This is a genomic window from Mesorhizobium sp. WSM4849 (genome assembly GCF_055811385.1).
Genome location: NZ_JBVVPW010000001.1, coordinates 232148 through 243408, shown reverse-complemented (window position 1 = coordinate 243408; position 11261 = coordinate 232148). Strand labels below are relative to the sequence as shown.

The following is an 11261-nucleotide window of genomic DNA, read 5'->3' as shown; positions in this document are numbered from 1 at the left end:
CCCCCCCCTCCCAAAAAAACCCCCCCACCCCCCGGGGCCGCGGCCCCCCCCCCCCCCACCCCCGCCCCCCCCCCCCCCCCCCCCCCCCCCCCCCCCCCCCCCACGATTCCAGATGTTCCTGTCATTCTGCCGAATGACTTCTCATGCCGCCAGCCGAGCAATCCGCTGCAGCCGCCGCAGCGTGGTATCGTCCTGCAAAGCCTGCTGAAACAGCGAAATCTCCTGGTCAATGCGATCGCAGAGCGCGCCCGTGTCGCCCTTGAGCAGGTCGCGCGTCTGCAGCAGTGCGGCGACCGGCTTCTTGGCGAGTTGCCTGGCTCTGCCAAGTGCGGCTTCCTCGACATCGCCCACCACGATCTCCGTGACCAGGCCAAGCAACCTGGCGTCCTCGGCACTGAGCGTGTCGCCCAGGCAGAAGAAGCGGAAAGCGCCGGCATAACCGAGTTTCTGCGGCGCCAGGATGCTGGTCGCCGCGTCCGGCACGAGGCCGAAATCGACGAACGGCACCCGGAACGTGCTTTCATCAGATGCGATCACCATGTCGCAATGGAACAGGATGGTGCAGCCGACGCCGACGGCGTCGCCATCGACGCAGGCAAGGACCGGTTTCGGGAACGTCGCCAACGTGCGGAACATGTCGGTGACGGCGGCGATCAATCTTTGATGCTTGGTGGCGTCGAGGAATTCGGAAAAATCGCCGCCGAGGCAGAAGCAGCCGGCGAGGCCGCGCAGCACCACGACGCGCACATCATCGTCGATTGCGGCTTCGTGGAAGATCTTGGCCAGGCTTTCATAAGCTCGCCCGTCCAGCACTGGCCGGCCGTCTTCCGACGACACCGTGACAATCAGGGTATGATTCCGAAACTCTGTTTGCGGGTGGATGTTCATGGCTGTCTCCAATTCTCACGAGGCCTGCCTCATTCCGAGCCTGTCGGGATATCCCCTGGCCAGCACCGGCGCGAAATGACTGCGACGAGAACGCACCACCTCAAGCGTATGCTCGTTGAAGGTGAGCAGTGTGGCGACGACCTGCTGGTTGCCATAGGTGCGCTGGTAGCCAAGCGGCTTCGCCAGGAAGTGCAACTGCAGCGCCCGCAGGACCCACATCGGCTCGAACTCGATGATCACCTGGTTGACGTTCCGCTTCAGCCCCCACTCGACGAAGCCGGCAATGAGCTCGGTGCCGACCGTCGAGACGCCGCGCTTGCCGTCACGAAAGCCCGGCGCCACCGCGTAGCGGGTCAATTCCCAAACGTTCGGGCCGGACGGCGGCGTCCCTTCATAGAGGTCCGCCAGCACCTCGGTCAGAAGATGCGCCCGCGTTGTCGGCAACATCCGCTGATAACCGGCGAGTTCGCCATTGCGGACGACGAGCTGATGCACCGCCTCGTCATGGTCGAACTGATCGATCTCAAGGCCATCGGGGCGCTGCAGGTCGGTCCAGCCCATCTCCTCGACGAAAATCTTGTAGCGCAAACGATGAACGGCCTCCCAAAGGTCGGGACGTTCCATAAGTTCCTGTGTGGTAAGGGAAAAAAGCATCTGCCGTCTCCTAGGTTCAATAGGAAGATACGGCCGGGCTGTCCCGAGAAAATTACGCGATCACGTAGGCAAGAATTTCTAGGCCGGCACGGCCGAGCTAGCTAATATAGCCGCGCCTTATCGCTTCCGCGACCGCCTGCACCCGGTTGACGGCACCGAGTTTGCTTTTGGCGTTAAGAAGGTGTTTCTCTGACGTGTGTTCCGAAATGCCGAGAATCTGTGAAATCTCCCATTCGGACTTGCCGACGGCGGCCCATTGCATGCATTCGCGCTCACGCGGCGTCAGTTCGACGTGGTCGATGGTCTGGGCCGCCATCGTGTGGAGTTGCATGGCACGGCCTATCGCATAGGTCGCGGCCAGCGACACCAGTCCGAAATCGGCGCCAGACAATTCGACGGCTTCGCCGCCGAGCGACACCATGACGATCTGGCCATCGAGCGTAACCAGCGGGAAGGCCAAACCGTCGCGCAGCTTGAATTCGCCGGCGTCGCCCATCACTTCGCCGCTGCTCTTGTCGATGCGGATGCTCTGGGACGCCTCCCGCCACTGGAACGGCGCCTGAAGCTGCTTCATGTGGCTGACGACGGGGTCGTGGTCGACATAGTTGCGCGCCACATAGCGCTCGAGCCATTCTCCCGGCCACTCGCAAAGCAGCACATGGTCCTTTTGCTGGCCTCTTGGCGTGCCCGGTTGCGGAACCGTTCCGGCCATCAGCGCCGTCAGGCCGAACTCCGAGGTTATGCCAAGCAGTTTTTCGCAGACCGCGGCCGCCGTGTTGGCGTGCTGCAGCTGATCTATGAATTCCAGTGTACGATCGAAGTGGCCCATCGCAACATCTACCCCATGTTGCCTTCCGCGTTAAGATCAACGGTCCAGTGCTACCTGCACTTTGCCATCGACCCCGGATTACAAACCTGCTCCTCTCTGTTTGCAGCGCCTTGCAGCTACCCTCCAGCCGACGCCACACATGTTTGCAAGCTCGCTGAAGCATAACCCTAAATCGGCGTGATGAAATCAAAAACCGTTGTGCCTGTGTCATTTTCGTACCAAAAGCCACATTGGACAGGACAGGGCGGAGCTCGATCGTGGCAATTCGGTGGATACCCGTCGTCTTGATGCTGGCAATGACGGGGGCACAGTGGCTCACGGCAGCGCGTGCCGCGGAGCCGCAAGTGCCGGTGCTGTGGGATGCAAAGGAGCGGCTGCCGAAGCCTGACCTTTCCGCGCTGCCGCGTCTGAGATTCCTGACCACCACCGATTTCCCGCCGTTCAACTTCCTCGACGGGGCGGGCCGCCTGTCCGGCTTCCACGTCGATCTGGCGCGCGCCATCTGCGCCGAACTCGGCATCGCGGAAAAATGCCAGATCCAGGCACTGCCCTGGGCCGAGCTCGAAGGGGCGCTGCAGAAGGGCGAAGGCGAAGCGATCATTGCCGGCATCGCCGCCACGCCGGAGTCGCGGTCGAAATATGCCTTCTCGCACTCCTACCTGCAGTTTCCGGCACGCTTCATCATGCCGAAGACAAAGGCGCTCGCGGAACCGATCTTCGACAGGCTGCGCGGCAGGCGCGTCGGCGTGGTGGCCGGCTCCGCGCATGAGCGCATGCTGCGCGATTATTTCAGCACCGTTCAGGTCGTACCCTTCGGCCGGCCGGAAGAACTCTATGATGATCTTAAGGCCGGCAAGGTCGACGCCGCCTTCGGCGACGGCATGCGCTTCGCCTTCTGGCTGGGCGGTTCGGATGCCGCAGCATGCTGCCGCTTCGCCGGCGGCCCCTATCTGGCGCCAGAATATCTGGGCTCGGGAATGGCCATCGCCACCAGGGCCAACGATCCGGCGCTGGCCGCGGCATTCAACTACGCGCTGCAGCAGATCTCAGTGAAGGGCATCTTCGCCGAATTTTATTTGCGCTATTTCCCGGTCAGTTTTTTCTGATCCGGTCCGGTCAGCTTCTTCTGACCCTTCAGGGCCCGGATCAAGTCAGCGTGCGAAGGCGGGCTTTGGCGGCGCGGGCGATGGCTGCGACGGTGAGCGTGTCGAGATCGAGCTGGCGACGGATAAGCTGCAGCACCCTCACCTCCTCCAAGCGCATTTCGAGGTCGACGGCCGCAACCTCGAAGGCTGCGGCATAGGCGGTATCAAGCAGGCGTTCGGGCAGTGCTTCAGCGACGCGCGCCAAAACGCCTTCCAGCCCGTCCTTTTCGTGCAGCATCTTTTGGCAGTCCTGGGCGACGCCGACCAGCCGGTCATGGTCGAAGTCCTCGAACACCGGCCATGAGCGGACGACGTCGCCGATCCGCGCCAGTTCGACATCGGTCATGTCGCGATCGGACGCGGAGGTGATGACCATCAGATAGATCAGGGCTTCATGCGGCGGCAACGACATTTAAAAACTCCTCAAACGGGCTCCAAAGTTAGGAACGCGGCACCGACGCTGCAAGGAAAAAGAGCCGCGATCGTTGACGCCTACGGCAGGCACGCCTAGAGACCGGTGGAAAAAATCTCTTCCGGCCCCCTATTTGCGGCGATGCCGGCGAACAATTTGGAAAACAGTGACATGGCGGGATCAAACATCATCGATCTCAATCCCGAGGTGCTTGCGGCAGCGGCTGAAAGCAAGGCGTGGCCGTTCGAGGAAGCCAGGAAGATCGTCGAGCGCTACAAAGACACTGACTTTCCCGAGACCGTCCTGTTTGAGACCGGCTACGGTCCGTCGGGGCTGCCGCACATCGGTACTTTCGGCGAGGTCGCACGCACCTCGATGGTGCGCCACGCCTTCCGCGTCCTTACCCGGGACACGGTCAAGACCAAGATCTTGTGCTTTTCCGACGACATGGACGGTATGCGCAAGATTCCGGACAACGTCCCCGATCGCGCCGCACTCGAGCCGCACCTGCACAAGCCGCTCTCGTCCGTCCCCAATCCTTTCGGCGGCGACTATGCGAGCTTCGCAGACCACAACAACGCAATGCTTTGCCGTTTCCTGGACACGTTCGGCTTCGACTACGAGTTCGCCAGCGCGACGGAATACTACAAGGCTGGCCGTTTCGACGACGTTCTGCTGCGCGCTGCCGAACGCTTCGATAAGATTATGGACGTGATGCTGCCGACGCTCGGAGAGGAGCGTCAGGCGACCTACAGTCCGTTCTTGCCGATTTCCCCCAAAAGTGGCCGCGTGCTTTACGTCCCCATGAAGCATGTCGACGCCAAGGCCGGCACTATCACCTTCGATGATGACGGCACCGAAACCACGCTGCCCATAACCGGCGGCAGGGTGAAGCTGCAGTGGAAGCCGGATTTCGGCATGCGCTGGGCGGCGCTCGGCGTCGACTTCGAAATGTTCGGCAAAGACCACCAGACGAATGCGGTGATCTACGACCGTATCTGCAATATCCTGGGCGGGCGCGCGCCTGAGCATTTCGTCTATGAGCTGTTCCTGGACGAGAACGGCCAGAAGATTTCGAAGTCGAAGGGCAACGGACTGACCATAGACGAGTGGCTGACCTACGCGCCGACCGAAAGCCTCGAGCTCTACATGTACCAGCGGCCGCGGCAGGCCAAGAAGCTCTATTTCGACGTCATTCCGAAGGCGGTGGACGAGTATTACGCCTTTCTGTCCGCCTATCGCCGGCAGGAGTGGAAGGAGCGGCTGGGAAATCCCGTCTGGCACATGCATGACGGTAACCCGCCTGTAGTCGACCTGCCGGTGTCGTTCGCGCTGCTGCTTAATCTGGTCAGTGCCTCGAACGCCCAGAACAAGGACGTGCTGTGGGGGTTCATTTCGCGCCACACATCAGGCGTGACGCCGAAGACCCATCCCGAGCTCGACCGGCTGGCCGAGTATGCGATCCGCTATTTCGACGATTTCGTGAAGCCGGCCAAGGTGTACCGGGCCGCCGACGCGGTCGAGCGCGAGGCGCTGACGAAACTCTCTGACGCGCTCGCCGCTTTGCCGCCAGATGCCGATGGCGAGGTGATCCAGAATGCCGCCCTCAACGTTGCGCGAAAGATCGAACGCTATCAGGACCATTCGAAGCAGAGCCCGGAGGGCGGGCCGGGCGTCTCCGTCGCCTTCTTCCAGATGATCTACCAGGTTTTAATCGGACAGGAGCGCGGCCCGCGCTTCGGTTCCTTCGCCGCCCTTTACGGCATCGCAGAAACCCGCGCGCTCATTCAGAAGGCGCTGGCTGGTCAGCTGGCGGCGTAGCCGTCGTCTCGGTTGGCGGCGTAGTCGTCGCAGACGGATCGAGAATCGGCTGCGTCGGCTGCGTTGCCGCGACAGGGGCTGGTGCTGGAGGCAGGCCAGAGAGACTGGGCACCGGCCCGAAAATGCCCTTCCTCGCCGTACGCGCCTTCTCGCCGGCCTCGACGTAAGGGCCACCTTTGGCTGCGCGCGCCCAGCCGTTTTCGATCAACCACTGACCGACATCCTGGTTGCCAACGCGGCATTCGGCGGCGATCAGGTCGCGGCCGCCTTCGGGCGGCACCGCGCAAACCACCGCGCGGCCGCGCAGGAAGGCACGGAACGCCGTTCTCGCCCGGCTGCCACACGTCCAGGACTTGCCGCCGTCGGTGCAAGTTTCGTCCTGCCTGACGATGTCGACGGCGGAAATCGCGACGGAATAGCCCTTGGCCTCGATCACACCGGCGGCCGATGCAACCGGCTGGAACAGTTTTGTCCCGTTCCAGTCGTCGGGCATTTTCGTTTTGGGCGGCTTGGGCGGTCCGGCCAGCGCCAGCTCACTCAGCGGCGCGCGCGGCTCGACCCGTTCAAGCTCTTCGGGCTGAAGCTGCGGCGGCGCGACGACCTCGGGATCGATGGCTCTGGAATGCGCCTCTGGCCCCGCCGCCTTGGGTCGCGGAATTGCTGATGTAGCAGGCGCTTGGGATTGCGCCGCGATGCCGGCCTGCGCCCGAGCCGTGGCGCGCCCATTTTCGTCATGCAGCACGGCGCGGCCACCTGCGGCAATCGCAGCCCCCATTGCCAGGATCGTCAACACCGCGGCGGCTGCATGAAGCGGGCGCACCGGCGGCCCCTACTGGCTTGCCCAGACAATCCGCGCCACCCATTCGACATCGCGCATCGGGATGTCGCGGTCCGGGTGATCTGGATTGAGCGAGACCAGCATGATCGACTTCGCCGTCTGACGGTCCAGCACCTTGGCCATTACCTCGCCGGCATTGGTCTTGACGACGACGCGGTCGCCCTTGCGGGTGGCGGCGCCCGGCTCGACGATCAGCACGTCACCATTGCGGTAGAGCGGCAGCATGGAATCGCCCTGAACCTGCAGCGCATAGGCGGTTTCGGTCGCCCGTGCCGGAAGCTCGATCAGGTCCCAGCCCTGCCCCACGGGAAAGCCGGCATCGTCGAAGAAGCCGCCGGCGCCGGCCTGGGCGAAACCGAGCAGCGGCACCGAAGATTTCCGTGCCGGCAGAGATCCGGGAACGGTCTTGCCCCGGCCTTCGACCAGTCCGGTGAATTCGTCGAGCGAGGCGCCGGTCGCCTCGATGATCTTGGCCAGCGACTCGGTCGACGGCCAGCGCGGCCGCCCGTCCGAGGACAGCCGCTTCGACTTGTTGAAGGCCGTCGAATCGAGGCCCGCGCGTTTCGCCAGCCCAGAGGCCGAGAGCGAATAGCGCTCGGCGAGAGCATCGATGGCGGCCCATACGCGGTCATGCGAGAGCACTTTCGCTCTCCTTCAGAACAGGAAAAAATACCTTCTTCGTTCTAACCCGTGGCCGCCATCTTGTCCATCACCGAACGCGGCGTGACGCCGCCTTCCTGGCCTCGCTCCTGGACATAGGGATCGAAGCGTTCGTAGAAGGTCTCGCCCTTCTCCGCCATGTCGAGCAGGAGCTTGGGCGCCTTGAACTCGGCGCCGTATTTCTTCTGCAGACCTTTGGCGATCTTGACGAATTTCTTTGCACCGATGCCGTCGATGTAAGACAGAACGCCGCCGGTAAAGGGCGCGAAGCCGAAGGCGAGAATCGAGCCGACATCGGCCTCGCGCGGATCGGTGACGATGCCCTCTTCCATCACCCGCGCCGCCTCCAATGCAATGGTGACCAGTAGCCGCTGCTTCAGTTCCTCATAGTCGACCTTTTCGGGCGCCAACTGCGGATAGAGATCCTTCAGGCCCGGCCACAGCTTCTTCTTGGCAGGCTTTTGCGGATAATCGTAAAAACCCTTGCCGTTCTTGCGGCCGAAGCGGCCATACGTATCGACCAGCAAGTTGATCAGCGCCATCTGCTTCGGGTCGACCGCCTTTTCGCCGAGATCGCGCATGGTCTGCTTCATGATCTTCTGCGCGAGGTCGATCGCCGTTTCGTCCGTGAGCGCCAATGGACCGACCGGCATGCCTGCGGCCTTCGCCGCGTTCTCGATCATTGCCGCCGGAACGCCCTCGATCAGCATCTTGTAGGCCTCCGACATGTAGCGCAGCACACAGCGGTTGACGTAGAAGCCGCGCGTGTCGTTGACGACGATCGGCGTCTTCTTGATGGCGCGGACGAAGTCGATCGCGGTGGCCAGCGCCTTGTCGCCCGTCTTCTTACCCAAAATGATCTCGACCAGCATCATCTTGTCGACCGGCGAAAAGAAATGGATGCCGATGAAATTCTTCGGACGCGCCGAATTCTTCGCCAGCGACGTGATCGGGATGGTGGACGTGTTCGACGCAAAGACCGCCGACGGCTTCAGCACGGCCTCCGCCTTTTCGGTGGCGTCCTTCTTGACGCCCGAGTCCTCGAACACCGCCTCGACCACCAGATCGCAACCCGCGAGGTCGGCATAGTCCGCCGTCGGTGTGATCAGCGACAGCAGTCTGTCCTTGTCCTCCGGCTTGGCGCGGCCCTTCCTGACCTGATCCGAGATCAGGCTGTCCGAATGCGCCTTGCCCTTGGCGGCAGCTTCCGTGTCGCGGTCGAGCAGCAACACCGGAATGCCAGCCTTGGCCGTAACATAGGCGATGCCGGCGCCCATGAAACCAGCGCCGAGCACGCCGATCTTCTTGAACCTGGTTTCCGGCACGCCGGCCGGGCGGCGCGCACCCTTGTTCAATTCCTGCAGCGACACGAACAGCGAGCGGATCATCGCCGCCGCTTCCCTGGTCTGCATGATTTCGGTGAAATAACGCTGCTCGATGCGCAACGCGGTGTCGAACGGCACCAGCAGGCCTTCATAGACGCATTTCAGGATGGCCGCGGCAGCAGGATAGTTGCCATAGGTCTCGCGACGCAGGATGGCGATTGCCGGCGGCCACAGACTAGCGCCGGCCACCGAATAGATCGGGCCACCGGGCAGCTTGAAGCCCTTCTCGTCCCACGGCGCGACCGGCTTCAGGCCGTTCCTGATCATCGCCTTGGCGGCATCGATCAGCTTGTCAGCCGGCGCGATCTCGTGAATCAGGCCCATCGCCTTCGCCTTCTGCGGGGAAAGCTGCTGGCCGGAGGTCAGCATCTGCAGCGCCTGCTGCTGGTCGGTGAGGCGCGGCACGCGCTGCGTGCCGCCGGCGCCGGGGAAAAGGCCGACCTTCACCTCGGGCAGTCCCATCTTCACCTTGTCGCTGTCCGCCGCGACGCGGCCGTGGCAGGCGAGCGACATCTCGAAGGCGCCGCCCATGCAGGTGCCGTTGATCGCCGAGACCCAGGGCTTGCCTGAGGTTTCCAGCTTGCGCCACAGCCCGCCCATGCGGCCGACGCCGTCGAAGAGCAATTTTGCGGCGCGCTCCGGGTCCTTCGCCTTCTCGGCATGGAAGCGGCCGAGCATCTCCTGCAGCATGGTGAGATCGGCACCGCCGGAGAACGTCTCCTTGCCGGAAGTGATGACCGCGCCCTTGATGCCGGCATCCGCGACGACCTGGCCGATGATCTTCTCCAGTTCGTTCATCACCTCCAAGGTGAAGACGTTCATCGAACGGTCCGGCATGTCCCACGTGACGAGCGCGATGCCGTCGGCGTCGGTTTCGACGGTGAAGTTGGTGTAGGTCATGGCAGTGTCACTCCCCGACAGCGGCGGATTTGTTCGCGTACAATCGATCGACATCGTCGAGATTGGAGCGGAAGCTAAGTTTGGACAGGTTAAAGGGCGCAGTGGTCCGTTCCGCGAGATCGTAAGGATCACCATCACGGAATTGCCTGCCTGGTGATCCCTTGGTTATGTCCCCGTCACAGTTCGATGCGGACGAACCATAGGTGTAGCAAAGACGACCGCGAAAGGTTCCTGGCCGGACAAACCAGTATCCTTGGTGGAGCTGATTGCCGACCCAGATTACCGTCCTGCCATCAGGATTGTGATATTCGACCTGCAAAGGGCCGTACGACATGAATGTCTTTCCCGCTATACTGGCGCATCGCTCCCGTAGATCGGCCGGGCAACTGTTCATTCCATACTTCGATGCATCGAACGCAGGCAGATCAGGAGCCGCGGTCGTACACCCCATAAGACCGGCCAACATTGCTAGGGCGACGAAGAGGGGTTGGCGACTGTTCATCACACCCGCTCGATGATCGTTGCGGTGCCCATGCCGGCGCCGATGCAGAGCGTCACCAGCGCGGTATCGAGGTCGCGACGCTCAAGTTCGTCCAGCACCGTTCCGAAGATCATCGCACCTGTGGCGCCGAGCGGATGGCCCATGGCGATGGCGCCGCCATTGACGTTGATCCTGTCGTGCGAAATATCGAAAGCCTGCATGTAGCGCAGCACCACCGAGGCGAAAGCCTCGTTGAGCTCGAACAGATCTATGTCCGACAGCTTCATCCTGGCGCGCTTCAGCAGTTTCTCGGTCACGTCTACCGGACCGGTCAGCATCAGCACCGGTTCCGAACCGATATTGGCGAATGCACGGATGCGCGCGCGCGGCTTCAGGCCGATCGTCTTTCCAGCCTTTTTCGAGCCGAGCAGAACGGCCGCCGCGCCGTCGACGATACCGGACGAATTGCCGGCGTGATGGACGTGGTTGACCTCTTCCACCTCGGGATGCTTCTGCACCGCGACGGCATCGAAGCCGCCCATTTCGCCGGGCATGACGAAAGACGGGTTGAGTGCCGCCAGCGACTGCATATCGGTCGCCGGCCGCATGTGCTCATCGTGGTCGAGGATGGTCAGGCCGTTCTGGTCCTTGATCGAGATCACCGATTTCTTGAAGCGGCCCTCGCCCCAGGCTTTGGCAGCACGCTTCTGGCTCTCGACCGCATAGGCGTCGACGTCGTCGCGCGAAAAGCCGTATTTCGTGGCGATCAGGTCGGCCGAGATGCCTTGCGGCACGAACCAGCCCGGCAGGCCAACGGAGGGGTCCATGAACCAGGCGCCACCGGATGCGCCCATGCCGACGCGCGACATCGATTCGACGCCGCCGGCGATGACAATCTCGTCGGCGCCTTGCGCAATTTTGGCTGCGCCGAAATTGATGGCGTCCAGGCCAGAGGCGCAGAAGCGCGAGATCTGCATGCCGGGCGCTTTCGTGTCGTAGCCCGCCTCGAAGGCGGCGGCGCGCGGAATAACAGACCCCGCCTCGCCGACCGGGTCGACGCAACCGAAAATGATGTCGTCGACGGTGCCGGTATCCAGCCCATTGCGGTCGCGGATCGCCTCGAGCACCTTGGCGCCGAGCCGCACCGCCGGCACCTCGTGCAGCGAGCCATCCTGCTTGCCCCTGCCGCGCGGCGTGCGCACGGCATCATAGACATAAGCTTCGGCCATTTTCTTGCTCCTTGGTTTG

At 62.8% G+C, this 11261-nt stretch carries 11 protein-coding genes; 3 read left to right on the top strand and 8 right to left on the bottom strand.

Going from position 1 to position 11261, the window contains the following annotated elements; all coding sequences use genetic code 11:
• Positions 1-141: 141 nt before the first annotated feature.
• From AC0L3L_RS01120 to AC0L3L_RS01110, 3 genes are all read right to left on the bottom strand, one after another.
• Entirely contained in the window at positions 142-888 is a 747-nt protein-coding gene (locus AC0L3L_RS01120) for an enoyl-CoA hydratase-related protein (protein ID WP_123146566.1), read from the bottom strand.
• Positions 889-903: 15 nt separating this feature from the next.
• Complete coding sequence (locus tag AC0L3L_RS01115; protein ID WP_095493548.1) at positions 904-1542, bottom strand: acyl-homoserine-lactone synthase; 639 nt, start codon at positions 1540-1542, stop codon at positions 904-906.
• A gap of 97 nt (positions 1543-1639) precedes the next feature.
• Positions 1640-2371: a helix-turn-helix transcriptional regulator gene (locus tag AC0L3L_RS01110; protein WP_095493549.1), complete on the bottom strand. Its 732-nt coding sequence runs from the start codon at positions 2369-2371 to the stop codon at positions 1640-1642.
• Positions 2372-2658: 287 nt separating this feature from the next.
• On the opposite strand from AC0L3L_RS01110, the gene AC0L3L_RS01105 reads away from it, so the two are divergent.
• Complete coding sequence (locus tag AC0L3L_RS01105; RefSeq protein ID WP_473636328.1) at positions 2659-3477, top strand: transporter substrate-binding domain-containing protein; 819 nt, start codon at positions 2659-2661, stop codon at positions 3475-3477.
• 40 nt (positions 3478-3517) lie between these two features.
• Here the strand turns inward: AC0L3L_RS01105 and AC0L3L_RS01100 are convergent, their stop codons facing one another.
• Positions 3518-3928: a tellurite resistance TerB family protein gene (locus tag AC0L3L_RS01100; protein WP_292399336.1), complete on the bottom strand. Its 411-nt coding sequence runs from the start codon at positions 3926-3928 to the stop codon at positions 3518-3520.
• Positions 3929-4099: 171 nt separating this feature from the next.
• Here AC0L3L_RS01100 and AC0L3L_RS01095 point away from each other — a divergent pair, with 171 nt between their 5' ends.
• Positions 4100-5749, top strand: coding sequence for a lysine--tRNA ligase (locus AC0L3L_RS01095; RefSeq protein WP_123147398.1), 1650 nt, complete (start codon positions 4100-4102; stop codon positions 5747-5749).
• Here AC0L3L_RS01095 and AC0L3L_RS01090 read toward each other — a convergent pair.
• Genes AC0L3L_RS01090 through AC0L3L_RS01080 form a run of 3 tightly spaced genes read right to left on the bottom strand, consistent with a single transcriptional unit; the run spans position 5712 to position 9532 of the window.
• The gene (locus AC0L3L_RS01090) at positions 5712-6569 is read right to left on the bottom strand and encodes a thermonuclease family protein (RefSeq protein ID WP_473636230.1); all 858 of its coding nucleotides are present in this window, start codon (positions 6567-6569) and stop codon (positions 5712-5714) included. The genes AC0L3L_RS01095 and AC0L3L_RS01090 overlap by 38 nt on opposite strands.
• Positions 6570-6578: 9 nt before the next feature.
• A complete protein-coding gene (locus AC0L3L_RS01085) occupies positions 6579-7229 on the bottom strand; it encodes a S24 family peptidase (protein ID WP_473636229.1) in 651 nt (216 codons plus the stop codon).
• 41 nt (positions 7230-7270) lie between these two features.
• Entirely contained in the window at positions 7271-9532 is a 2262-nt protein-coding gene (locus AC0L3L_RS01080) for a 3-hydroxyacyl-CoA dehydrogenase NAD-binding domain-containing protein (protein ID WP_473636228.1), read from the bottom strand.
• Between AC0L3L_RS01080 and AC0L3L_RS01075 the strand changes: the two genes are divergently transcribed.
• Complete coding sequence (locus tag AC0L3L_RS01075) at positions 9531-9689, top strand: hypothetical protein (protein ID WP_473636227.1); 159 nt, start codon at positions 9531-9533, stop codon at positions 9687-9689. The two genes, AC0L3L_RS01080 and AC0L3L_RS01075, sit on opposite strands and share 2 nt — an antisense overlap.
• Positions 9690-10033: 344 nt before the next feature.
• Here AC0L3L_RS01075 and AC0L3L_RS01070 read toward each other — a convergent pair whose 3' ends face one another.
• Positions 10034-11242: an acetyl-CoA C-acetyltransferase gene (locus AC0L3L_RS01070; RefSeq protein WP_473636226.1), complete on the bottom strand. Its 1209-nt coding sequence runs from the start codon at positions 11240-11242 to the stop codon at positions 10034-10036.
• Between the last annotated feature and the right edge of the window lie 19 nt (positions 11243-11261).